This window comes from Streptomyces sp. A012304 (assembly GCF_026008495.1).
Classification (GTDB): Bacteria; Actinomycetota; Actinomycetes; order Streptomycetales; family Streptomycetaceae; genus Streptomyces.
The window spans coordinates 142,911-168,823 of sequence record NZ_BQUN01000095.1 but is presented as its reverse complement, the minus strand read 5'-3'; the positions used below and the strand labels follow the sequence as shown (position 1 = coordinate 168,823).

Annotated in this window: 7 protein-coding genes; all 7 read left to right on the top strand. The window is 74.4% G+C overall.

The features are described from left to right. Positions 1-49: 49 nt before the first annotated feature. From ALMP_RS20740 to ALMP_RS20710, 7 genes are read left to right on the top strand one after another with little or no spacing between them, the layout of a single operon-like run. The gene (locus ALMP_RS20740; RefSeq protein WP_264930451.1) at positions 50-1,891 is read left to right on the top strand and encodes a hypothetical protein; all 1,842 of its coding nucleotides are present in this window, start codon (positions 50-52) and stop codon (positions 1,889-1,891) included. After that, complete coding sequence (locus ALMP_RS20735; RefSeq protein ID WP_264930449.1) at positions 1,888-2,628, top strand: thioesterase II family protein; 741 nt, start codon at positions 1,888-1,890, stop codon at positions 2,626-2,628. Before ALMP_RS20740 ends, ALMP_RS20735 begins: the two co-directional genes overlap by 4 nt. Then, on the top strand, positions 2,607-11,582 hold the full coding sequence (locus tag ALMP_RS20730; protein ID WP_264930447.1) for a non-ribosomal peptide synthetase: 8,976 nt from the start codon (positions 2,607-2,609) through the stop codon (positions 11,580-11,582). Before ALMP_RS20735 ends, ALMP_RS20730 begins: the two co-directional genes overlap by 22 nt. Next, the gene (locus ALMP_RS20725) at positions 11,575-23,271 is read left to right on the top strand and encodes a non-ribosomal peptide synthetase (protein WP_264930445.1); all 11,697 of its coding nucleotides are present in this window, start codon (positions 11,575-11,577) and stop codon (positions 23,269-23,271) included. Before ALMP_RS20730 ends, ALMP_RS20725 begins: the two co-directional genes overlap by 8 nt. Then, entirely contained in the window at positions 23,268-24,314 is a 1,047-nt protein-coding gene (locus tag ALMP_RS20720) for a M14 family metallopeptidase (RefSeq protein WP_264930443.1), read from the top strand. Before ALMP_RS20725 ends, ALMP_RS20720 begins: the two co-directional genes overlap by 4 nt. Further along, positions 24,311-25,105 carry a CmcI family methyltransferase gene (locus ALMP_RS20715; RefSeq protein WP_264930440.1) on the top strand — a complete coding sequence of 265 codons (795 nt, stop codon included), beginning with the start codon at positions 24,311-24,313 and terminating at the stop codon, positions 25,103-25,105. The genes ALMP_RS20720 and ALMP_RS20715 overlap by 4 nt, the downstream gene beginning before the upstream one ends. Then, positions 25,102-25,887: a cupin domain-containing protein gene (locus ALMP_RS20710; protein ID WP_264930439.1), complete on the top strand. Its 786-nt coding sequence runs from the start codon at positions 25,102-25,104 to the stop codon at positions 25,885-25,887. The genes ALMP_RS20715 and ALMP_RS20710 overlap by 4 nt, the downstream gene beginning before the upstream one ends. Positions 25,888-25,913: the final 26 nt, after the last annotated feature.

The following is a 25,913-nucleotide window of genomic DNA, read 5'->3' as shown; positions in this document are numbered from 1 at the left end:
TGCGAACCTCTCGGGCTCGCCGAGTGATCATCGATGGGAGTCCCAAGTGATGGGTGTACGCCGTGCGGGGGCGGCGCTGGCGGTCGGCGGACTCGGTGCCGACAGCCACTCCGTTGGACTGTTCGTCCTCAAACACGCATTGACGTCGGCGGGTTTCCAGGTGTGCGACCTGGGGATCCAGAACGATTTCGGCCGGTTCGCCGCCGCCGCGCGGCACTGTGACGCCGTGCTCGTGTCGAACATGGACGGTCACGCGGGGCACTACCTGTGCGACGTGCCGGAGCTGCCCGACGACTGCCTGTGGTATCTGGGCGGGCATCCGGCGATCGACGGGGACACCGAGGCGTTGCGGCGCCTCGGCTTCACCCGCGTCTACACGGACTTCGTGGAGACGGACGTCGTTGTCGCCGCCCTGCGCGATGACCTGGCGGGACGTCAACTCAGGGCCTACAGCCCCGTGTTGCTGCCACCTCGCCGCGCCGAGCCGTCGATCGAGGGCCGGGATGCGGTGCTCGGCCAGTGGCCGACCGGTGAGGGGGCGCGCGACATGGAGGAGAACGCCGCCGTGCTCGCCGACCGCCCGTCGCTGGCGGAACTGCACGGCAGCGCGCCCCGTCCTCTGCTGCACCCCCGGTCCGGGGTGCGAGGCCGAGGGGACCAGCGGCGCCTCTTCGCGGAACTGCACGCGGCCGGAGCCGACGTGCTCTCCTTCCAGGTCGACTCCATGACGAGGGACGGCCGCTACGCGGAGGCCGAGCGGGTCATGTCGGGGCGCGGGGAACTCAACGGGTTCCCGGTCGTGAACCACGGCGTGGAGACGCTGAGGGAGATCAGCGCCGAGTGCCCCGTCCCCCTGCAGACCCGGCACAGCGCCCGCGACCCCCGCCTCCTGGCCGAGCTGAGCTACGCGGGCGGCGTGACCGCCTTCGAAGGCGGGGCGATCTGCTACAACATCCCCTACTACGCGGAACTCCCGCTGGCCGTCTCGATCGACCGGTGGAGGTACGTGGACCGCCTCACCGCGCGGTACGCCGAACTCGGCGTCGTCCTCGACCGGGAGTTCTTCGGCACGCTCACCGCGACCCTGATCCCGCCGTGCGTGGCCATCACCACCAACCTGCTCGAGGGCATGCTCGCGGTCGAGGCGGGTGTGCGTTCGGTCTCGCTCGCCTACGCCGAGCAGGGCTGCCGCGCCCAGGACGTGGCCGCCGTGCGGGTCATGGGCGCACTGGGCCGGGAACTGCTCGGAGCCGGCCGGGACGTGCGGGTGGCCACCGTGTTCCACCAGTACATGGGCGCCTTCCCGAGGCATCCCGACGACGCCGAGGAACTCATCCGGACGTCCGCCGAGACCGCCGCGCTGGCGGGGGCGGACCGGATCGTGGTGAAGACGCCGTGCGAGGCGGTACGGATTCCGGGTGTCGACGACAACGCCCGCGGCCTCGCGCTGGCCGCCCGCGGAGTGGACGAGGCCGAGGGGGCCGCCTACGTCCGGGACGCGGCCGAGGCCCAGCGCATCGAGGCGTCGGTGCGGTCCCTGCTGCGGGCGGTCCTGTCACTCGCGCCCGGTGACCTCGGCGCCTGCGTCGAGCAGGCCTTCGCCCGGGGCTATCTGGACGTGCCCTTCTCGCCGAGCAGGTTCAACGCCGGCCGGATGGTCTCGGCGCGGGACCTCGACGGCGCCGTCCGCATCCTCGACCCGGGCGGCATGCCCCTTCCCGCGGACGTCGTGGCCTACGAGGCCGACCGGCTGAACGAACGTCTCGCGGTGGCCGGAGTGCGCCGTGCCGAGGCCTGGCGCCTGGTCACGGACGACGTGCTGAGCACCAACCGCCGGCGTACGGGCTGGCCGCTGGACGGCCGGTCCGCGTGTCGACGGGCGGCCGGATGAACGCGGACGTCTGGCTGCCCTCCGCACCGGCGACGGGTACCACGGCCACGAGGCGGCTGCTGGTGCTGCCCCACGCGGGGAGCGGTACGGCGGCGTGGTTCGGCTGGCGTTCCCGACTGCCCGAGGAGGTGGAGCTGCGCGTCGCGCGGCTGCCCGGGCGGGAGACGCGGCTCGCGGAACCACCGCTGACCTCGGCGGCGCAGGCGCTCGCCGGACTGACCGAAGCCGTCCGGGCCCTGCCGCCGCTGCCCACCGTGGTGTTCGGGCACAGCCTCGGCGCGCTCCTGGCCTACGGTCTGTGCGCCGCGACCCCCGGCACGGCTCGCGCGCTGGTGGTCTCCGGGGAGATCGCGCCGGGCGGCGGTGCGCAGACGCACGCCGATCTGCTCCGTCTGCCGGACCGTGAACTGGCGCTCGCGGTCAACCGGCGCTGGGGCGCCGTGCCCCCGGAGATCCTGGAGCAGCCGGAGTTCCTGGCGCTCTTCCTGCCGGCGCTGCGCGGCGACCTGGCGCTGGTGGACAGCTTCCCCGCGCTGGCCGATCAGCCCATCGACATACCCCTGCTCGTCTTCGCCGGGGTCGACGACGCCCTCGACGACGCCGGACTCCACCGCTGGGCGACACACACCAAGGACGCCATGCACCTGTTCCGTCATCCCGGAGGGCACATGGCGGTGCTGGACGATCCAGCCGTCGCCGACCAGGTCGTAAGCGCATGCCTCCGGAGGCTGCTGTGACATTTCTGCACAACGCACTGACGCACCTCGAAAGCTGTCCGCAGGCGCCCGCCGTCACGTTCGTGACCCCTGATGCCGAGCCCGTCACCCTCACCCGGGCCGAGCTGTTCCGCCGCGCGGGCAGCGTGGCCGACCAGGTCCGCCGGGCGACCGTTCCCGGCGACCGGGTCCTGGTGGCCCTGCCGACGGGGGAGGAGCTGGTCGCGGCCCTGGTGGGCGTCCTGATGTCGGGGCGCGTCGCCGTCCCGGCCCCGTCCACCGCCGGCCCGCGCAACGAGGCACGGCTCCAGCAGATCGCCAAGGACGCCGGCTGCGCGCTCACCTTCAGCAGGAACACGGTGCCCGGCGCGTCGGTGCCCGACCTGGAGCGGGAACCGGATCCGCGCGTCGAGCCCGGTGACCTCGCCGTCCTTCAGTACACCTCCGGGTCCACCGCGGCGCCGAAGGGCGTGCGCGTCCGCACGGTGAACATCGACGCCAACCTCGCCGCGATGGAACGGGCCTTCGACCAGCACGAGAACGACGTGGTCGCGGGCTGGCTCCCGCTCTTCCACGACATGGGCCTGGTGGGCACTCTCCTGCACCCCCTGCGCATGGGGCTGCACGTCGTCCTGATGTCGCCCGAGCACTTCGTGCGCGACCCCGGTGCCTGGCTGCGAGCCGTCTCCGATTTCGGTGTCACCACCAGTGGAGGCCCCGACTTCGGGTACTCCTGGTGCGCCGACCGGATCGACCCCGAACGCCTCAAGGACGTCGACCTCAGCCGGTGGCGCGTCGCGTTCACAGGTTCGGAGCCCATCTCACCCCGGACGCTTGAACGTTTCTCCACAGCGTTCGCGGGCCACGGCTTCCGGGCGGAGGCCTTCACTCCCTGTTACGGCCTGGCCGAATCGACGCTGCTCGTCTCCTCGCACTCCGTCGCCGAGGCACCCCGCGTGACCGGCCACGGCGTGAGCTGCGGCCGCCCGGTCGAGGAAGTCGCCATCGTGGACGGGACGGGAGCCCCGGTCACCGGTACCGGGGAGATCTGGGTCCGCGGGCCGAGCGTCACCGACGGCTACCACGGATCGCCCGACAGCGAGAACTGCGACCTGAGCACCAGCGACGGCCGGGGCGGCTGGCTGCGCACCGGCGACCTCGGCGTCCTGCACGACGGCGAGCTCTACATCCGCGGACGCTCCAAGGACCTGGTGATCCTGCGCGGTGAGAACCACCACCCGCACGACCTCGAAATGATCGCCAAGGAGGCGGACGGCGTCCTGACGGCGTGCGCCTTCGCGGCCCCCGGGGAACCGGAACGCCTGGTGCTCGCCCTGGAGGCGCGAGGCGCCGCGGACGACGTCGTCGAACGGGTGCGCCGGGCCTTCCGCGAGGCGCTCGCCTTCGAACCGGACGAACTGGTGATCGTGCGGGGACGCGCCGTGCCCCGCACGACGAGCGGCAAGCTTCAGCGCGGTGCGTGCCGGGCCGCGTGGGAGGCGGGCGAACTTCCGGTGGCCCACCGGTGGAGCGCCTCGGAGGCCGGCCGGGCGCCCTCGGGCCCGCAGGAGGAACTCCTCGCCGACCTGTGGCAGGAACTGCTCGGTGTGCGCGTCGCGTCGGCCGGGGCGAGTTTCTTCGCGACCGGCGGGGCCAGCCTGCTGGCCGTCGAACTCTCCGTGCGCATCGCGGAACGGCTCGGTGTGCACGTGTCACCCGTCGACCTGCTCGCCGCCGGCACCCTGGAGGCCCAGGCCGGCCTCGTCGCCCGGGCGCCGCGGGCGACGGAGCCGCTGCCGGAGCCCGACGAGGCCCCGCTCTCCCTCCAGCAGGAGGGGCTGTGGCTGCTGGCCCAGATGTCCCCGTCCGGGCTGCCGCCGGTCTCGGTCACCCTCGGCGTGCCCCCCGGAGCCGATGTCGAGGCCGCGATCGCCACCCTGGTCCAGCGGCACCCCGTGCTCTCCACCGCGGGGCCCGACACACAGGGCCGCCAGCGGCGGGTGCCGTGGACGCCGACGGAAGGACGCCCCGACTTCACGGCGGGACGGCCGTTCACCGTGCGGCGCGGAGCCGACCACGTCGAGCTGGCCTGGGACCACCGGGTGATCGACGGATGGTCGGTGCGTGTCCTCATCGAGGAACTGGACGCCCTCCTGGCCGGCCGCCCGCTCCCGCCCGCCCCTCCCTCGGCGCTCGCCTGGGCCGCGCGCCAGCGCACGACGCTCGCGGCCGGCGACGACGCCGACGACCTCGCGTTCTGGCGGGCACGACCCTCGGGCGGCGCGGTACGGCTTCCCTGGGGCCGCCCCGAGGACAGCGGGGCCGCGCTCACCTCACGGCGGGTCGCCGACGTCGACGCGCTGCGGCGGCGGGCACGGGAACTCGACACCACGGTGGCCACCCTGGTCCTCGCGGCCGTGTCCGTGGTGCTGAGCCGCCTCAGCGGGCAGAACGAGGTCGCCGTCGGCGTGCCCTTCGCCAACCGCACACCCCCGTGGACGCGCACGGTCGGCTGCCTCGTCTCCATGCAGCGGGCCCGGGCATCCCTGTCCGAGGGGACCACGGGTGTCGAACTGGTACGGCAGCTCACCCGTGAACTCCAGGACCTGCGCGGCCACAGTTCGCTGCCGCTGGAGTCGCTCCAGTCGCGCCTCGGCCTGCCCCGCGACGCCGTCCAAGTGGATGTGGTCCTCGACCACCTCGAGGTGCCGTCCCGGGTGGGCGGCCTCACCCTGCGCGGCACCTCCCTCGACACGTGCCCGCCGGAGGCCAAGGTGCCTCTCACCATCACGGCCGTCGAGGACGAGGGACTGCGCCTCGTGCTGCTGCGGCAGCGTTCGTTCCTGGGGGACGACGCCGCCGAGGAGTTCGCCGAGCAACTGGAACTCGCCCTCGCCGCGCTCGTCCGCAGCCCCGGGAGCCGCTGCCTGGAGTGGTCGCTGCGCACCCCGCGCGCCGATCACCGCCTGCCGGTGCTCGCCGATCCGCTGCCCACCCCCGAGGTGGGGTCGCTGCCCGGCGCCGTCATGGACGTCGATCCCGGCCGGATCGCCCTGCGGCGCGGGGACACGGCGTGGACCTACGGCGATCTCCAGGCGCGAGCCCTGCGGGTGGCGGGCGCCCTCCAGGCCGCCGGCGCGAGCCCGGGCGACGTCGTCGGCGTGCTCGGCAGCGCCGCGTTCGACACCGTCGCGGCCGCGCTCGGGACGATGCTCGCGGGCGGCGCCGTCCTCCACCTGGACCGTCGTCTCCCGCCCGGCCGGCTGGCGACGATGGTCCGCGAGTCGGCGGCACGCGTGGTGGTGCGCGCGGACGGCCACGACGAGCGCGACGCCGAGCTCGGCACCCTCGTCGAGATCGGCGGGACGGTGGGCGAGATCGTGCCCGTCGACCCGGCGGCCCCCGCCTACGTCGTCTTCAGCACCGGCTCGACCAGCACGCCCAAGGCGATCGTCGGCACCCACCGCGGCATCGCCCACTTCCTCGGCTGGCAGCGACGGCAGTTCGGGGTGGGCGACGAGGACCGGTTCGTCCTGCTGACCAACCTCGCCTTCGACATGGCGCTGCGCGACGTGTGGCTGCCGCTGACCTCGGGCGGTGTGCTGCACCTCCTGGAGGACCCCGCCGACGTGAGCGGAGACCGCGTCGCACCCCTGCTGGCCGCCCGCGAAGTGACCCGGCTGCACCTCGTCCCCACGCTCGCGCGCAGCTGGCTCGCCACCACCGACACGACACCGCTGCCCGCCTTGCGCAGCGTCTTCTTCGCCGGGGAGCCGCTGAGCGACACCCTGGTCGCCCGGTTCCGCGAGCGTTTCCCCGGCGACTACGAGGTACTGAACTTCTACGGCCCCTCCGAGACCACCCAGACCAAGATCTTCTTCCGTGTGCCGGAGACACCCGAGCCAGGGGTCCAGCCGATCGGCCGCCCCCTGCCGCAGACGGCGGTCACCCTCCTGAACGCGGCCGGCACCCCCTGCGGCCTGGGGGAGCCGGGAGAGATCCTGATCCGCACGCCGTTCGCCACCGCCGGCTACGCCAACGAGCCCGTCGCCCAGGCGCGGCGCTTCGTCCCCGACCCCCTGGGCAGCGGACAGACCGCCTACCGCTCCGGAGACCTCGGCCGGGCGCGCCTCGACGGGGTCATCGAGATCCTGGGCCGTGGCGACCGCCAGGTGAAGGTGCACGGCGTCGCCGTCGATCCCGCCGAGGTGGCCGACGTGCTCTCCGGCCTGCCGGGGGTGAGCCAGGCCGCCGTCCGGGCCGAACCCACGGCCGAGGGCGGCCACCGCCTCGTGGCCTGGTTCGTCGCCGACCGCCCGTGGAGCGCCCTGCGCGACGCGCTCGCCGACCGGCTGCCCGCCGCCCTCGTGCCCGAGCGTGCGATGGCGTGCGAGACGCTCCCCGTGCACCCCAACGGCAAGGTCGACCTGCGCGCCCTGCCGGAACTGGTGGACGACGTCCCGGTCACCGCCGAACCCCCCGCCGACGCCCTGGAGGCAGCGGTCCTCCAGGCCTGGCGGACCACGCTCGGTGAGCCGGACCTGGACATGCACGCGGACTTCTTCGCGCACGGCGGTCACTCGCTGAAGGCCCTGGAACTGGCCGCCGCGCTCAAGCGGGCGCTGGGCCGCGAGATACCCCTCGCGGAGATCCTCCAGGCCCGCACGCCACGCGAGCTGGCCCGCCGCGGGCTGTCGTCGTCCGCGCCGCCCGCCGCCGCCCTGCCGACGGTCGTCCCCGCACCCGGCGCGGCGTACGAACCGTTCCCCATGACCCCGGTGCAGGAGGCCTACTGGGTCGGCCGGCGGGACTTCCTCGAACTGGGCGGTGCCGCGGCCCAGACCTACCGGGAACTGAGCTGCGGCATCGACGTGGACCTGCCGCGCCTGGAGCGGGCGTTCCAGCGGCTGATGGACCGCCACCCCTCGCTGCGCACGGTGGCCACGGAGGACGGCCGCCAACGCGTGCTGCCTCAGACGCCGCCGTTCCGGATCGCCGTCCAGGACCTCCGGGACGCCGCCGATCCGGAGGCCGGTGTGCGCGCCTGGCGGCACGAGATGGCCGACCGCGTGCGTCCCCTCGAACAATGGCCGCTGATCGAGGTCCGGGCGAGCCTGCTGCCGCACGAGATCCGGCTGCACGTCGGGCTCGACGCCTGGGTGTGCGACGCCTGGTCCCGCGTCCTGCTGCTGGACGAGCTCAAGGAGTTCTACGACGACCCCCTGCGGGAGGCCGAGCCGCTCGAGCTGACCTTCCGGGACTACGTGGTGAGCGTCGAAGGCGCGCCCAGCGAAGCCGATCTGGAGTGGTGGCGCGCCGAACTGGACGCGTTCCCGGCCGCTCCCCGGCTGCCGCTCGCACGGCGTACCGGCTCCGGGTTCACCCGGCGGCACGGCCGGCTCGAGGCGGAGGAGTGGGCGGAGTTCCGGCGGCGGGCCGCCGCGTCCGGGGTCACTCCGTCGGCCGCGCTGCTCGCCGTGTTCGGCTGGGTCCTCGCGCGCTGGAGCGCCGAGGACAGGCTGGCGCTCAACGTCACCGTCTTCCGGCGCCTGCCGGTGCACCCGGACGTGAACCGTCTGCTGGGCGACTTCACCTCGGTGCTCCCGCACGCCATGCACGCCCGGTGGGAGACCTTCCACCGGCACGCGCGGGACGTCCAGGCCCGGCTCTGGCAGGAGCTGGCGCACGGCTCCGTCTCGGGTGTCCATCTGGCCCGTGAGCTGGCCCGGCGCACCGGACGGCTGGACGCGGTGGGCATGCCCGTCGTGTTCACCAGCGCGCTCACCACCCCGGAACTCGGCCGCGAGTTCGACTGGGAGTGGCTGGGTGAGCTGGTCCACGGCATCTCCCAGACCCCCCAGGTGTGGCTCGACCTCCAGGTCTACGAGCACCGAGGCCGTCTGCACTACAACTGGGACGGCGTCGAGGAGATGTTCGAGCCGGGAGTGCTCGACGCGCTCTTCGACGCCTGGTCCGCCCTCCTGCGCTCCCTGGTGCGGGACCCCTGGGACGGGCCGGCGCCCGACCTCCTCCCGGAGGCACAGCGCCACCTCCAGGCCCGCGCCAACGCCACCGGGGCACCGGTCGTCCGCGAGACGCTCGTCGACGGTGTGCTGGCCGCGGCCGCGCGCACCCCCGACGCGCCGGCGGTCGTCGACGACGCGGGCACCCTCACCTTCGCGGAACTCCTCGCGCGGGCCGAGGCGGTGGCGGCCGCGCTGCTGGAGCGGGGGACACCGCGCGGCGCCCTGGTGGCGATCGTCCTTCCGCACGGCCGGCAGCAGGCCGTCGCGGCGCTCGGCGTCCTGCTCGCGGGCGCCGCGTACGTGCCCGTGGACCCCTCCCAGCCGGCCGGGCGGATCCGGCAGATCCTCGACGAGGCCGGGCCCGAGTGCGTGCTGCGCACCCACGGCTCCTGGACGGAGGGCATCGCCCTCGAGGACCTGCCCGCCGCCCGGGCCCGCCGCCTGCCCCGGCCGGACGACCTGGCCTACGTCATCTACACCTCGGGATCCACCGGACGGCCCAAGGGCGTGATGATCCGGCACGAGGCGGCCGTCAACACCCTGGTCGACATCGGCCGGCGGATGTCGTTCGGACCGCAGGACCGCGTCCTGGCCCTCTCCGCTCTCGCGTTCGACCTGTCCGTGTGGGACCTCTTCGGCAGCTGGCGCTGCGGAGCCGCCGTGGTCTACCCCGCCGACCGGGGCGACCCCGCGTCCTGGATCCGGGCCGCCCGGGCCCACGGGGTGCGGGTGTGGAACTCCGTACCGGCCCTCGCGCAGATGCTCACCGACGCCCTGGAGGCCGACCCCGATCTCTCGCCCCCGGACCTGCGGACCTTCATGCTCTCCGGCGACTGGATCCCGTTGCGGCTGCCGTCGCGGCTGCGCGCCGTCGCCCCCGAAGCGGCCGTATGGTCCCTCGGCGGGGCCACGGAGGCCTCCATCTGGTCGATCGCCCATCGGGTCGAGCAGGTCGACGAGAGCTGGGCGAGCATCCCCTACGGACGCCCCCTGGCCAACCAGACGATGCAGGTCCTCGACGACCGCCTCCAGCCGTGCCCGGTCCATGTGGCGGGCAGGCTGTTCATCGGGGGACTGGGTCTCGCCGACGGCTACTGGCGCGACGAGACACGCACCGCCGAGCGGTTCGTGGACCGCGACGGCGTCCGGCTCTACGACACCGGGGACCTCGGCCGCTGGCTGCCCGACGGCACCATCGAGATCCTCGGCCGGGTCGACAACCAGGTGAAGATCCGCGGCTACCGCGTCGAACTGGGCGAGATCGAGCACGCGCTGGAGGCGCTGCCCGCCGTCGAACGCGCGGCGGTGCTGCTCAGTGGCGACCCGCGCGGCGACCGCCGGCTCGTGGGCTTCGTCGTGCCCCGCCCGGGCGCCGAGGCCTGCGAGGAGTCACTGCGCCGGGACCTCTCCCAGAAGCTGCCGGACCACATGGTCCCGCACGCCCTGGTGTTCCTGACGGCCCTGCCGCTGTCGCCCAACGGGAAGATCGACCGCTCGGCGCTGGTCGCGCACGTCCCGGCGGCAGCCCCGCCCGAGGCCGTGCCGACCGACGCGGACGTGCTCGCCCGGGCGTGGGAGGAGGTGCTGGGCGCTCCGCCGGCCGGACCGGACGCGAACTTCTTCGCCTCCGGCGGTGACTCGGTGAGCTGGCTGCGCGTCTGCGCCCTGGTGTCCCGCACCGGGTGGCGGCTCCCGGCGGCCGCGATAGCGCAGGACGCGACGTTCCGGGCCCTGTCCGGGCACCTGGCCGCCCCGGCCGCCCCCGCTTCCGCACCCGAAGGCCCCACGCCCCCGGCCCCGATGCGTACCTGGCTGGAGGCCAGGGGGCTGCCCCCGCACTTCAACCAGGCGGTGCTGCTGCGCCTGCGGCGCCCCCTCGACCCGGGCTTGCTCGACCGCGCCCTGGCGGCGGTGGTCACCACGCACCCGGCCCTGGGCTCCACCCTGGACGGCGGCAGCGGAGGCCATGTGCTGGAACACGGCTCGGACCTGGCGACCGCGTGCCGCGGTTTCACCACCGACGGCCCGCTGCTGCGGGCGACCCTGCTGCCCGGCACGCTCGTCCTGTGTGCCCACCACACGGTCGTCGACGCGCAGTCCTGGCGGGTGATCGTCGGTGATCTGGAAGAAGCCCTCGACGCGCTGGAGGCCGGGCATGAAGTGAGGCTCGTGGCCGAGCCCACCGACTACGCGACCTGGTGCCACGCCGTGGCGCAGCTGCCGCCGGTCACGCTCCCGGAGCTCCCCGCACCGGCGGAGACCGGGGTCGAGCGTGACGGACAGCTGACGACGCGCGTCCTGACGCCCGGCGCCGAAGACCTGCGGGCGGCACTGGAGCGGCTGCGCTGCACCGAGGAGGAACTGCTCGTGACGGCCGCCGCCTGGGCCAACGGCAGCGTGAGCGGTCGCTGGGACATCGAGGTGGAGCGCCACGGCCGGATGCTCGGCACGCTCGACCTCAGCCGCACGGCGGGATGGCTGACCGCGTTGATACCGCTGGCGCTGCCCCCCGGCTCGCCCGTCGACGTCCTGGTGGAGGTGAAGAAGCAACTGCGGGAACTGCCGGACGGCGGCATCGCGTCGGCCGCGGCCCACGCCCGCTCCGGCCGGTCGGCGTCGCTGGTGGTCAACCCGCTCGGGGCGCTGGGCGACGAGTCCTCCTCCCGCTTCGAACTGGTCCGGGACACCACGCTCCCCTTGCGCGACCCGGAACTGCCCAGGCCCAACGAGCGGCGCGTGACCCTGTACACCACCGCCGGACGGCTGCACGCCGAACTGAACCACCGCGGTGGGGCCGATACCTGGCTGACCGCTCTGCAGTCCGCGCTGGACAGCCTGCTGCACACGACGCGGGCCGCCGCCGCCAGTGCGGCCGACTTCCCGGACAGCGGACTTCCCGACGATGAGCTTCGCGCCCTTCTCGCTGGTCTGGAGGCCACGGATGACTAAGGTCGAGGACATTCACGGTCTCACGCCGCTTCAGCAGGGCATGCTGGTCCGTGCGGTGCTGGAACCGGAGTCCGGCGCCTACGTCGAGCAACTGCGGATCGAGTTCGGCGCCTGTCCGGACCCGGAGGCGCTGCGGCAGGCGTGGAGCGAGCTGTGTCGCCGCCACCCGGCGCTCAGGAGCACCTTCCACCATGCCGGGCTCTCCGAGCCCCAGCAGGTCGTGCACGCCGAATTCCCCCTGCCCTGGCGCGTGGAGGACCGGCGTGAGCGGGCCGAGCAGGACATCGCCGCGCTCGCCCGGGCGGAGCGGGACCGCGGGTTCGACCTCGCACGGCCGCCGCTCTTCCGTCTCGTCCTGGTCCCGCTGCCCGACCGTGCCGTGCTCATCTGGACGTTCCACCATCTGCTGCTCGACGGCTGGAGCCTCGGCCGGGTGCTGCTGGAGGTCGACGACCGCTATCGCGCCGCCCTGACCGGGGACGCCACCGGGCTGGCGCCGGCCGCGCCGTTCCGTGAGTTCATCAGGTGGTCGCGCGCCGCCGACCCGACACCCGCGCGAGAGCACTGGCGGACGCGGCTGGACGGCGCCTCCTTCACCCGGGTCGGCGGCGAGACCGGCGGAACGGGCGGCGAGCGCAGGATCCGGCTCGGCCGGGACGCGACCGACCGGGTCCGTGCCGCCTGCCGGAGCCGGGCCGTCACCCTCGGCACCCTCGCCGCAGTCGGCTGGGCCGCCTGTCTCGCCGAGCCGGACGCCACCCGGGACGTCACGTTCGCCTCGCTGTTCTCCGGCCGTCCGGCGGACCTGCCCGGCGTGGACGACATGATCGGCATGTTCGTCAACACCGTCGCCACCCGGGTGCGGTTCGAGCCGCGCGAGACGGTCCACGCGCTGCTCACACGCGTCCAGGAGGAGCTGGTCACCGACCGGCGGCACGGCTGGACGCCGCTCGACCAGGTGGCGCGGGCCGCCGGTCTGTCGTCGTCCGACTCGGTGCTCGTCGTCGAGAACTATCCCCTGGACCAGGCCGTGCTCAGCGACTCCCCGCTGGACATCCGGCACATCTCGGTGGACGAGCAGGCGGATGTGCCGCTGGTCGTGGCGGTCGTCCCAGGCGAGGACATCGAGCTGCGGCTCGCGACACCCCCCGGGGGATTCACCGACACCACCGTGGACCTGCTCGCCCAGCGGTTCGCGGAGTGGCTCGTGACGCTGGCCGACGGCATGGACGACGACGCCGCCCGGCTGCTCGGACAGCGCGAGCTGCTCGAACAGCGGGCCCTGCGCGCCCGCGTCGGCGGACCACCCGTACCGGCCGGGAGCCTGGTCGAGGCGATCCTGGCCGCGGGACCCACCATCGTCGACGGCGACGACCACTGGCCGGCGGAGCGCGTCCTGGCCGAGTCCGAGCGCTACGCGCGCCTGGCCCACGGCATGCCCGCCGGCCCCGTCGCCCTGGTGGCGGACACCCGGGCGCGGACCATCGCCCAGATGCTCGGCTGCCTGCGCGCCGGACGGACGTACGTCCCGCTCGACCGCACCGACCCCCGCCACGCCGAACGCATGGCCCATGCCGGCGCGCGACCGCTCCCGGACGGCCCCGTACCGGTCACCGGCCCTCCCGGTCCGCCCGCCGCCGACACGATCGCCTACCTGCTCCACACCTCCGGCACCACCGGCGAGCCGAAGGCCGTCGTGCAGAGCCACTCCGGCGTCCTGGCCCACGCGCGGCGCTTCGCGTCCTCCATAGGGCTGCGCCCCTCCGACCGCATCTGCATGACGGCCTCCTTCGCGTTCGACGCCGCCGTGATGGACATCTTCGCCGCGTCCGTGGTCGGGGCCACGCTCGTGATCGGTTCCCCCAGGCGCCATGGGCTGCGGGCCCTGCGCCACGACGTGCTGCCCGACACCACCGTCCTGCACACCACCCCCAGCCTGTTCCGGCTGCTCGCGGCCGAAGGGCTGCCGGGGCGGTTGCGTGCCGTGGTGCTGGGCGGGGAGGCCGTCCTCCCGTCCGATGTGGACCTCTTCACCCGCACCGCGCCCCCCGGATGCGTTCTCGTCAACGGGTACGGCCCCAGCGAGAGCACCACGGGGCTCCAGTGGTTCGCCGAGCGCGGTGCCCAGGTGGCGCGCGTCCCGGTCGGCCTTCCCGTGGCGGACACCGACGTGTGGATCCGCGGCGCCGACGGGGAACCGGCCGACGACCCCTGGGCCGAGGGGGAGATCGTCCTCACCGGCGAGGCCCTCGCCCTCGGGTACCACCGGGATCCCGACGGCGGAGGCCGGTTCCTGACCTGGGACGGACGCCGCGGCTATCGCACCGGTGACCGCGGCCGGCGTCGGCCCTCCGGATGCATCGAGGTCGTCGGACGCGTCGACGACCAGGTGCAGATCGGGGGAGTCCGGGTCGAGCCCGGAGAGGTCCGGGCCGTCCTCGCCGGCCTGCCCGGCGTGACGGCCGCGGAAGTGCTCGCGGTCCAGGACGGCACGGACGTCCGCCTGCACGCGTTCGCGACCCCCGCCACCCTCGACGGCGACGTACTGATGCGTGCCCTGGCCTCCCGGCTGCCCAGCGCCTTCGTCCCGGCCGGCGTCCACGTACGGGACCGGCTCCCGCTGCTGGCCAACGGCAAGGTCGACCGTGCGGCCCTCCGCGCCGGACTGCGGGAACCGGACCGCTCCCCCCGCCCCGGCACGGCCGCCGACGGCCCCTCGGACGCCGTCCTCTCGACGGTCCTCGCCACCTTCGCGGAGGTGGTCGGCACGGCCGTACGGCCCGAGGACAGCCTGTTCGACCTGGGCGCCAACTCCCTCGACGCCCTCCGGGTGGCGGGGCGACTCGAGAACCGGCTGTCCCGACCGGTGCCGCTCCAGTCGCTGTTCGACCACCCCACCCCGCTCGCGCTGGTCGCGGCGCTGGCCGAGACGCCCGCCCAGCCCGCCCCGGAAGCCGTCCCCCGCGCCGAACGGCACTGGCGGGCTCAGCCCGCGAGCCGCCCCACGCCCGCCGCCGACACCCCACGCCTCAGCCTCTTCTTCTTCTCCGGTCACGCCGCCGACCCGGCCGCCACCTACCGGCTCCTCATGGAGGCGGCCCTGCGCGCGGACGAGCTGGGCCTGGAAGCCGTATGGACCCCGGAGCGCCACTTCGACGCGTTCGGCGGCGCCTTCCCCAACCCCGCCGTCCTCGCCGCGCACCTCGCCGCCCGGACCCGCAACCTCAGGCTCAGGGCCGGGAGCGTGGTCCTGCCCCTGCACGACCCGATCCGCGTCGCCGAGGAATGGGCGGTCGTGGACCAGCTCTCCGACGGCCGCGTCGACCTGGCCATCGCCTCCGGCTGGCACCGCCGTGACTTCGTACTGGCCAGGGGGGCCTACGCGGAGCGCAAGAACCGTCTGCTCCAGCAGATCGACACCCTGCGCAGACTGTGGGAGGGCGAGACACTGGAACTCCCGGACGGGGACGGCGAGCACGTGACCGTGGGGACCTGGCCGCGGCCCGTGCAGCCGCACCTGCCACTGTGGCTGACCTCCCAGTCACCCGAGACGTTCGAACTCGCCGGACGGCACGGGCTGCACGTCCTGACCAATCTCAACTACAAGTCCCTGGACGAGCTCGCCGAACGAGCCGCCCGGTACCGCCGGGCCCGCGGCGACCGACCGGGCGGACGCGTCACCGTGATGACGCACACCCTCGTCGGGAAGGACGACGGCGAAGCCCGCACGGCCGCCGTCACGGCCTACGCCGACTACGCGCGGAACAACCTCGTGCTGCAACAGGCCCACGCGCGCGGCGCGGACAAGGCGCTGCGCCCGTCGGAGGCGGACGCCCGCGCACTCGCGCTCCGGTCGGCCGAACGCATGGTCGACCACGGCGGACTCGTGGGCGACCTCGACCGATGTCGTGACCGCCTCGCCGGACTCCGCGCCGCCGGCGCCGACGAGGTGGCGTGCCTGATCGACTTCGGCGTCCCCCACGACCAGGTGCTGGCGGGCGTCGAGCTGCTGGGCGAACTGGTCCAGGCCCCGGTGCGCCGCGCGGTACCCAGGTCGGCGGTGCTGCCGGCGGCCCCCCTCCAGGCCCAGCTGTGGGTCCTCGACCAGCTGTCCGACACACCGGGCACCTGGATGATCCCCACCCTCGTCCGGTGGGAGGGACCGCTCGACCCGGCGGAACTGCGCTCCCGGCTGGCGGCGCTGTGCGCACGGCACGAAGCGCTGCGCACCTCCCTCGACGAGCGCGACGGACGGGTCGTGCAGGTGGTGTGGGACCACCGCGCCGTCGGCCTGGAGACCCGGGCGGTCACCAGCGAGGCGGACGCCCTGCGTCAGGCCCGCGAGATCCTCGACCAGGGGCTCGACCTGCGCCGGGCACCGCTGATGCGGGCGGTGCTGTTCACCGTGGGGCCCGAACACCATGTGCTGCTCCTGGCCTGCCACCACGCCATCGCCGACGGCAGCTCCACCGTCGTCCTGGCGCGTGAGCTGCTCGACGGTGTCCCGGACGGCCGGCCGCTCCAGCTCGGCGACTGGGCCGCCTGGACGGAACAGCGCCTCGCCCGCGGCGACCTGGACGCACAGGACCGCTGGTGGGACGAGACGCTGCGGGACCTGCCGCCGCGGCTGAGGCTCGGCAGCGGTGTCGCCGACGGCCGGCGCGGCGTCCACCCCGTCCCGCTGGACGCGGCCGTGGAACCGGCGCTGCGCGCCGTGTGCCGCTCCTCCGGGGCGACCCGCTTCGAGGTCGTCCTCACCGCCTTCGCCCAGGCCCTCGGCCGGTGGTCGGGCCAGGACGACTTCCTCGTCGGGCTCCACCACGCCAATCGCGACCGTCACGAACTCGAAGGCCTCGTCGGGCCCCTGGTGAACCTGCTGCCGTTCCGGGTGCGCCTCCCCTCGGACGGCGTCCTCGACTCGGTCCGCGACCAGGCCCGCCAGGCGCTGGCGCACCACGAGGTGCCCTACGCCCGGCTCGTGGCCCGGCACGCCACCGAACACCGGCCCGGCACGGACCCGCTCGTCGACGCGGCCCTGCTGTACCAGAACCTGCCCGAGGTCGCGTCCGAGGGGCCGTCGCGGTGGCGGCGGCTCGAACTCGACGGCGGCCAGGCCCGCTTCCCCGCCACCCTCGTGGCGACCGAGGGCCCCGACGGCCTCGCCCTCCAGCTCGACGTCGACTCGGGCCTCTTCACCGACGACGAGGCGGCTCGCCTCGCCGCCGCGGTCCGCGACAGCCTGCACCGTCTCGTCGGCGCCACGGCACCGGCCCTCGCCCGCGTCGAACCGACAACGGCCGTCCTCGCGCGGGGCCCGCACCTGCTCGCCGCCTTCGTCGAGCACGCCGTGCGGCACCCCTCGGACACCGCCGTCACCGGCCCCGACGGGACGCTCACCCGCGCCGAACTCCTCGGGGCGGCGCGCCGGCTGGCGGCCGCCGTCCGGGCTCGCGTGCCCGCCGGGTCCCGGGTCGGCGTCCAGGTGCCTCCCGGCTGCGCCATGCTCGTGGCGGTCTACGGCGTGCTGCTCGCGGACTGCACCGTGGTGCCCCTCGACGCGGGCGTCCCGGCCGCCCGGCGCCGTCTCGAACTGGACCTGGCCGACGTACGGCTGGCCGTCGCCGACACCGACCTGGAGGTGCCCCGGCTCGACCCGTTCCAGGACGGCCCCGAGCGGCACGAGGAGCCCTACGGGAAGGAACTCGCCTACATCATCTTCACCTCGGGCTCGACCGGAGTCCCCAAGCCCGTGGCCGTCGGACACGACAGTGTGCGCGCGCTCATCGGCTGGGCCCGGACCGCGTTCCGCGACGACGAGCTGACCGGCGCCCTGCTGACCGCCCCGATCCGCTTCGACATGTCCGTCTTCGGACTGTACGTGCCGCTGGCCGGGCCAGGCTCCGTCGTGGTGATGCGGGACATCGTGGCGCTCGTCGAGGAGCCGCCCCCCGCGCCCGTCCGTCTCGTCTACACCGTGCCGTCCGCGCTGCGCGCGGTGCTCGCCGCCGGAGCCCTCCCCGCCACGGTCCGCACCGTGAACCTCGGCGGTGAGGCGCTCCCGTCCGACCTGCTCGCGAACCTCCTCACCGAGGTGGAACGCGTCTGCAACATGTACGGACCGACCGAGAGCACGTCGAACGCGTTCTTCGAGGACTACACCGAGCCGGTGGAACCCACCATCGGACGGCCGATCACCGGGACGGGAGCCTGGATCCGGCGGCTGTCCGACGGGACGTGCGCCGAGCCGGGGGAGAGCGGCGAACTCGTGCTCACCGGCGCCGGGCTGGCCAAGGGCTACCTCGGACACCCGGACCACCCCGCGTTCACGCCCGACGGCTACCGCACCGGGGACCGCGCACAACTGCTGCCCGACGGCCGGTTCGCCTACCTCGGGCGGCTCGACGACCAGGTCAAGGTCCGCGGACACCGCGTCCAGCTCCTGGAGATCGACGCCCACCTCTCGGCCCTGACCGGCGTCGACGTCGCGGCCTGCCGGCTCGACGGCGACCTCGTCGAGGCGTGGATCGTGCCCACCGCCGGCTGCGACGGCGCCGCCCAGGCGGCCCCGCGCCAGGCCGAGACATGGGCGGCCGAACTCGCGCAGACCCTGCCGGCGCCCTTCCTGCCGTCCCGCTGGATCGTCGTGCCGCGCCTCCCGCTCAGCGCCCACGGCAAGCTCGACCGGAAGGCCCTCGCGAGCCTCGAGTGGTCCCCCCTGGAGGCGGGGTCCCTCGACAACCCGGCGCAGGCCGCCCTGGCCGCCGTCTGGGAAGAGGTCCTGGGCGTCCCCGTACCGGGCCCCGACGCGGACTTCTTCGCGCTGGGCGGCCACTCCCTGCTCGCCATCACCCTGTGCCGGCGGATCGAGGACCGGCTGCGGGTCCACGTACCGCTGCGCACGCTGTTCGACCATCCGACCGTCGCGGCGCTGGAGGTGGCGCTGCGGGACGCCGAACCGGCCCGCGAGGACACCGCGGTCCTCGTCGCGGACCCCTCGGCCGCCGAGGAGCCGTTCCCGCTCACCGAACTCCAGCAGGCCTACTGGGTCGGCGGACGCGACGACATGGCCCTGGGCAGCGTCGGCACGCAGGGCTATGTGGAGATCGACACGACGGTCCCCGTGGACCGGCTCGTCGACGCGTTCCGCGCGCTGGTCCGACGGCACGACATGCTGCGCGCGGTGTTCGACGCCGACGGCCGCCAGCGTGTCCTCACCGACCCCGGCGAGTTCCCCGTCGTGGTGGAGGACCTCAGGGGCGCGCCCGAGTCCGCCCTCGCCACCCGCCGCACCGAGCGCTCCCACCACAGGCCGGACCCGGCGAGCTGGCCACTGGTGCGCGTCTGGGTCTCACGCCTGGACGACCGGGCCCGGGTGCACATCAGCGTCCCGGCGCTCATCGCTGACGCCCACAGCGTGTATCTCCTGGCCCGTGAGCTGATCACCCTCCTCGAAGGGCGCGAGCTGCCGCCGCCCGGCCCTGCCTACCGGGACCTCGCCCTGGCCCTGGCCCGGCGTGACCGCACACGGGAGGACGCGGAGTTCGCCTCCCGCGCCGCGTCGTTCCCGGCGGGCCCCCAGCTGCCCCTGGCCGTCGACCCCGAACAACTCGACACGGTGCGGTTCGACCGGCGCGAGCTACGGCTCGACGCGAGCGTCTGGCGCTCGGTGCGCGAGGCCGGCACGGCCCACGGGCTGACCCCGGCGGGCACACTGCTCTCCGCGTTCGCCTGGGTGCTCGGCGCCTGGGCGGAGGAACCCGACTTCGCGCTGGCCGTCACCTTCTTCGACCGGCCTCCGCTCCACCCCGACGTGGACCTCGTCGTGGGCGACTTCACCAGCGCCCGGCTCGTCGAGGCCGGACCGGCCGACGACCTGGGACAGTTCGCCGCCACCCTCCAGGGACGCCTGTGGGAAGCCCTCGACAGCGACGCCTACGACGCGGTGCGCTGCGTCCGGGCGCTGCGCCGCCTGGGCCGGCCGCACACCTTCCCGGTGGTGTTCACCAGCACCCTCGGACTCGACGCCCCGCAGCGCGGCAGCCTGGGCGAGGTGGCCTACGCCCTGACCCAGACCTCGCAGGTGTGGCTCGACCACAAGGTCCGCGAGGAGGACGGCGCGCTGGTCAGCACCTGGGATTTCGTGGACGGGCTGTTCCGCCCCGGAGTCGTCGACGCCATGATGGAACGCTTCGAGGCGACGCTGCGCCGCATCGCGCGCGGCGAGTGGTCGACCACCACCCCAGGGCTTCCCCCCGACCAGCAGCGGACCCGGGACGCGTACGGGGCGACCGCCTGGCCGGCGCCGGGCCCGTCCCTGCTGCACCGGACACTGCTCGCCGACGACGTGTCCGACGCGCTCGCCCTGGTGACCCCGCAGGGCGAGCGGGTCACCCGGCGCCACCTGGCCGCCGCGGCGGGCGCGGTGACCCGGCGGCTGCTGGACGACCGGCTCACGGTCGGCGACGTGGTGGCCGTCGAGTCGCGCCACGGCTGGCGCCAGGCCGCCGCGGCGCTGGGCGTGATGGCCGCCGGCGGCGCGTTCGTCCCGATCGACCCCGCCTGGCCGCAGCGCCGGATCGACGCGGTACTGCGCACCGCGGGCGCCCGCCGGGCGGTCACGTCGTCCGACTGGGCGTCCGGCCTGACCCGGATCCCCCTGTCCGACGACGACCGCGAGGCACCGCTCGCCGCCCCGCCCGACCTCGCCGGCCCGCAGGACCTGGCGTACATCCTGTTCACCTCCGGATCGACGGGGACGCCCAAGGGCGTGGAGATCCCCCACGCGGCCGCCGTCAACACGCTCGCCGACATCTGCGACCGGTTCGAACTGAACGGCGATCGCGTGCTCGGCCTGTCCGGGCTGCACTTCGATCTCTCCGTCTTCGACCTCTTCGGCAGCTGGCTGTCCGGCGGCGCCGTCGTCCACCCCGAGGCCTCCCGCGACCCGGCCGCCTGGGCGGACCGTATGACCGGCGAGGACATCACCGTCTGGAACAGCGTGCCCGCCCTCGCCGAGATGCTCGTCGAGCACCTGGAGGCGACGGGCCGCAAGCTGCCCGGCCTGCGCCTGGCGCTGCTGTCCGGGGACTGGATCCCCGTCACCCTCGCCGACCGGATCAGGGCGGTGGCACCCGAGTGCAGGGTGGTGAGCCTGGGCGGCGCGACAGAGGGTTCCATCTGGTCGATCGCGCACGAGATCGGCGACCACGATCCGACGTGGCCGAGCGTGCCGTACGGGCGTCCGCTGCGGAACCAGGGCATGCACGTCCTCGACGGCCGCCGCGCTCCGCGGCCGGAGTGGGTCACCGGGGAGATCCACATCTCCGGCTCGGGCGTCGCCCGCGGCTACCGAGGGGACCCCGCCCGCACGGCGGCGGCGTTCTGGACCGACCCCGGGACCGGAGAGCCCTACTACGCGACCGGTGACCTCGGACGGTTCCGCCCCGACGGCACGATCGAGTTCCTGGGCCGCCGGGACGGACAGGTCAAGATCCGGGGGCACCGCGTCGAACTCGGCGAGATCGAGGCAGCCGTACTGGAGCATCCCGACGTACGGCAGGTCGCGGTCACCGCGCCCAGGGGCCCGTCCGGACAGCGCCACCTCGTGGCGCACGTCGTGGGAGCGACGGACGAGGCGTCCGTGCGGCGCCATCTGACCGAGCGCCTGCCCGAGGCCCATGTGCCCCGGCAGATCCACCTGGTGGACGCGCTCGCGCTCACCGCGAACGGCAAGGTCGACCGCACGGCCCTGGAGGTGGCGCCGGCGCCCGCCGCGGCGACACCCGCCTCGGACACGCTGCTCGCCCTCTTCCGTGAGGTCCTGGGGCAGCCCGACGCCGGGGTCGACGACGACTTCTTCGTGCTGGGCGGCGACAGCGTGCTCGCCATCCGCATGCTCACCCTCGTGGAGACCAGGCTGGGCAGGCGGCTGCCGGTCCGTGACGTGTTCGCCAACCCCACGGTGCGCGGCCTGTCGGCCCTGCTGCACGCCGAGGACGCCGGGCCCGCCGTGACGCTGGATCCGCGGGAGCGGGCCCGGGCGAAGCAACGCCAGGGCCACCGGGAACTCGCCGGACCCACGCGCGACCTGCCGACAGTGTCGGCCTCCGAGTCCCTGCACAGCCGACGCAGCCACCGCGACTTCGTGCCCGAACCGCTGCCCGTCGACGCCCTCGAACGGCTGCTGGCCCTCCTCGTATCCCAGGACGGCACGCGGCTGTACCCCTCCGCGGGCGGCGCCCACGGCGTGCAGACCTACCTCCAGGTCGCCGACGGCAGGGTGGACGGCCTGGCGGGCAGCTGGTTCCTCGACGGCGCGGCCGGACGCCTCACCCGGGTCTCCGAGACACCGTGGGAGCCCGCCACCGCGGACTCCGGCCCCAACCGGTCGCTCGCGCACGGCGCGGCGTTCGCCGTGGTCCTGGTGGCGGATCTCGACACCCTCGAACCCCTCTACGGCGAGACGGCCACACGGCTCGCCACGCTCGAGGCCGGCTACATGGGCCAGTTGCTCGCGGGTGAGGCCGCGGGCCACGACCTCGCCCTCTGCCCGGTCGGGACGGTCGACGAGGCCCGGCTGGGCGCCGCGCTGGACCTGGGCCCCCGCCGCCGGGTCGTCCACGCGCTCCTGGGCGGCCGCCCCCTGGCCTCGCGGATCCGCGCCGACGCGGTCTGGTCCGGCACGCCCCGCGAACCCCGGCCGGGGCCGGTGCTGCTCACCGGCGCGACCGGCATGGTGGGTTCCGCGCTGCTCGCGCAACTCCTCGAAGGCGGCCACGAGGTGCACTGTCTGCTGCGCGGCGACGCCGACGCCCGGCTCGCCGAGCTGCTGCGCGCCGAGGGCGTCGAACAGCACGCCCACCGCGCCTTCGCCTGGGCAGGGGACCTCGCCGGCCTCGACCCGGACACGGCGACCACGCGGTTCGGCACGGTCGTCCACGCGGCGGCGGACGTCTCCTACGTCAAGGACTACGCGACGCTCGCGCCGGCCAACGTGGAGGGCACTCGCCGCGTACTGGACCTGTGCGCCGACGGCGCGGTCCTGCACTACGTCTCCAGTCTGTCCGTCTTCAGCGACCACGGCCGTGACGCGTTCCCCGAGGACACGCCACTGCCGGCGAACCCCCCGGTCCGCGGCGGCTACGCCCAGAGCAAGTGGGCCGCGGAGAGCCTCGTGCGGTCGTTCGTCGAGCGCGGCGGCCGGGCCCACGTCCACCGTCTGGCCCTCGTCGTCGACCGCCGCACCGAGCTGGACGACTACGTCGGCGCGCTGGTGCGCGGATGCCGGGCGACCGGGGCCTTCCCGGACGTCGACGTCGACCTCCCCCTGATCCGGCGCGGGGCGGCGGCGGCGGCCGTCGTCGCCGCCCTGGGCACCCCGCCGCGCACCTGGCACCTCCAGGAGCCGGTGGCCCCGACGATCCGGCAACTCGCCGAGGCGGTGGGGGCGCTGGAGACGCTGCCCCCGGAGAAGTGGCTGCGCCGGGTCGAGACGGCCGTCAGCCGCGATCCCGGCCATCCGCTGGCCCCCTATCTCGAACTGCTCCGGGCGTCACGCGACGGCGGGGCACTCGATCCGGCCGGGCCGCGCGGCGGCCGGCTGGACGGGCGGGACAGCTGGCGGCACCTCGCCGCGGCCGGCGTGAAGCCCTGCACAGACCTCGCGGTACTCCTTGAGGAGGTCATATGAGCTGGCTGTACGGGTGGGAAGAGGCCAGTGGCGCCTTTCGCACCCTGGCGCGACGCCACGGTGAGGTGGAACGGATCCCGCACGGCGGCCGCAGCCCAGCGGGCGAGCCGCTGACCGTCGACGTGGCCCTGCTCGGGCCCTCCGACGCGGAGCGCTGCGTCATCGTGTCGTCGGGACTGCACGGCGTCGAGGGGGTGGCCGGCTCCGCCATCCAGCGGGCGTGGCTGGAGCGGCTGCCCGGGCCGTCCACGCGGGTGGTGCTGATCCACATCCTCAACCCGTTCGGGTTCGCGTGGCAGCGGCGCGTCGACGCCGACAACATCGACCTGAACCGCAATTTCCTGCTGGCCGGGGAGAAGTACACCGGCTCGCCCCCGGGCTGGCGGGACGTCGCGCCGTGGCTGGTCCCGCCCCGCCCGGCGAACCGCTGGGACCCGGTCCTGCCGAAGGCCCTGTTCGCCGCGGCGCGCAAGGGACGCAAGGCGGTCTTCCAGGCCGTCAGCGGAGGCCAGTACGAGACGCCCCGCGGACTCTTCTACGGCGGCTCGGGGCCCGCCGCGCTCCAGGAGCTGCTGCGCGAGAACCTGCCCCGCTGGACGGCGGGCGCCGGCGAGGTCCTCCACCTCGACATCCACACGGGGCTCGGCACCAGCGGCGGACTTCAGCTGCTGCTTCCCCGGCGGCAGGGCACGCCGGAAGCCGACGCGCTGGTCCGGCGCTTCGGCCCGGACGCCCGCCCGGCGCTCGAGCAGGTGCGGCACTACCGGGTGCAGGGAGGCCTGGGGAACTGGTGCGAGGAACTCCTGCCGGACCGCGCGTACACGCTGTGCGCGGCCGAGTTCGGCACCGTCTCCGCCCTGGAGGTCGTCGCGGCACTCCACCAGGAGAACCGGGCGTGGTTCTGGGGCCGCCGCGAGGATCCGCGGTCCGTCTGGGCGCGCACCCGTCTCGCCCACGCGTTCGCGCCCGTCTCGCCGGCCTGGCGGCAGCGCGTGCTGGACCGGGGTGTACATCTCATCAGCCAAGCAACGGAGCCACGATGACGATCGACGAGCTGATGCGCCGCACGCGCGCTCGGGTGGACCAGAGCCAGCAGGGGATTCCGACGTACTACGACCGGCGGGTGCTGCGCCAGGCGGAGGAGCGGGATCCGCGGTGGGCGGCCCGGCTCGCCCGCCACAGCGCCGCGTGGGAGGCCGGACGCTTCGTCCCGTGGGCCGAGCGGCACGCCGTCGACCTCACGGGTCTCGATCCGCACCGCCGCAGCGAGATCCCGGACGAGGTGCTGATCATGAGCCAGGGCACGGCCCGGCCGACCCGCTGGCGAGGACACGACCTGTTCAAGAGCGCGTTCGACTTCGCCCTCGTGCCCATGCTCCTGGCGGAACTGCGCCCGGCGGTCGTCCTGGAGATCGGTTCCGGCAACGGCGCGAGCGCCCTGTGGATGGCCGATCTCGCGGAACTGCACGGTCTGGACTGCCGGGTGGTCTCCGTCGACGTGCAGCCCGTGTCCGTCGCCCATCCCCGCGTCGACTTCCTCACCGGAGACGCGCGCCGGATCGACGAGATCGTGCCGGCCGACGCGTTGGCGCGTGGACCGCGGCTGATCGTCGAGGACGCGCACGTCGGTGTCCGCGGCGTGCTCGAGTACGTGCACGAACGGCTGGAGGAGGGGGACTACATCGTGGTGGAGGACAGCGTGGGCAAGTCCTCGGACCTGGGGGACTTCACCGCCGCCCATCCGGGCGAGTACGCGGTCGACACGCATTTCACGGACTTCTTCGGCCGTAACGCGACCAGCTGCGTCGACTCGATTCTCCGGAGGATGGCATGAGCCTGCTGGACACCATTTTCCCGGCCGGAGCGGCCGCGCCGGGCGACGAGCCGCGGCGCGTCTCGATCCCGGCTCTGGAACAGCTGCTGACCTGGGGCGACCTGGAACGCATTCTGGCCACGTCGTGCTTCGAGGGGCCGGGCAGCGCCACCATCCAGAAGGACCTGTCGCTGCCGGACCCCGGGATGAGCCGCGTCTGTGTGCTCACCAACGGCGAGTCCATCTGGCGTGCGCCGCGCCGGACGTCCCCGGACGAGCTGCGGCGACGTCTGGCGGGAGCGACGCTGCGGGTGGAGGCACTGGAAGAGGTGCATCCCCCGCTGGCCGAACTCGCCGCCGAGCTGTCGCGCCCCGGGGCCCCGGTCTACGTCAACGCCTACGCCGCGTGGGGCAGCCTCAAGGGGCTCGCGCTCCACTACGACTACACCGACAACCTCGTGCTGCAACTGGCGGGCCGCAAGCACTGGAGGATCTACCGCCCCACGCGTCCCGCGGTGCGCGGCCCGGAGTCGACCGCCTACAAGGAGGGGATCCAGGCGGCCGCCCGCGGTGAGGCCGGCGGAACCCCCGACGAGCTGCGGCGGGTGCGGGCCGGGCTGTTCTGGGAGGGCGAGCTCGCCGCCGGTGACGCCCTCTACGTGCCGCCGGGGTGGTTCCACGAGGTGACCCCCGTGGGCGTGCCCACCCTCCACCTGGCCTGCGCCTTCGCGGCCGTTCCAGGAGAGCCCCCCGTCCTGCCCCCGGTCATCCGTCTGCCCGACGAGCTGAAGGCGGCCATCTGAGACCCGCCCGTCCGGCACCCCCGGTG

Excerpts from the sequence above, each read along its gene's own strand:
- ALMP_RS20710 (WP_264930439.1), top strand. The coding sequence starts at position 25,102 with ATGAGCCTGCTGGACACCATTTTCCCGGCCGGAGCGGCCGCGCCGGGC.
- ALMP_RS20730 (WP_264930447.1), top strand. The coding sequence starts at position 2,607 with ATGCCTCCGGAGGCTGCTGTGACATTTCTGCACAACGCACTGACGCAC.
- ALMP_RS20735 (WP_264930449.1), top strand. The coding sequence starts at position 1,888 with ATGAACGCGGACGTCTGGCTGCCCTCCGCACCGGCGACGGGTACCACG.
- ALMP_RS20720 (WP_264930443.1), top strand. The coding sequence starts at position 23,268 with ATGAGCTGGCTGTACGGGTGGGAAGAGGCCAGTGGCGCCTTTCGCACC.
- ALMP_RS20740 (WP_264930451.1), top strand. The coding sequence starts at position 50 with ATGGGTGTACGCCGTGCGGGGGCGGCGCTGGCGGTCGGCGGACTCGGT.
- ALMP_RS20725 (WP_264930445.1), top strand. The coding sequence starts at position 11,575 with ATGACTAAGGTCGAGGACATTCACGGTCTCACGCCGCTTCAGCAGGGC.
- ALMP_RS20715 (WP_264930440.1), top strand. The coding sequence starts at position 24,311 with ATGACGATCGACGAGCTGATGCGCCGCACGCGCGCTCGGGTGGACCAG.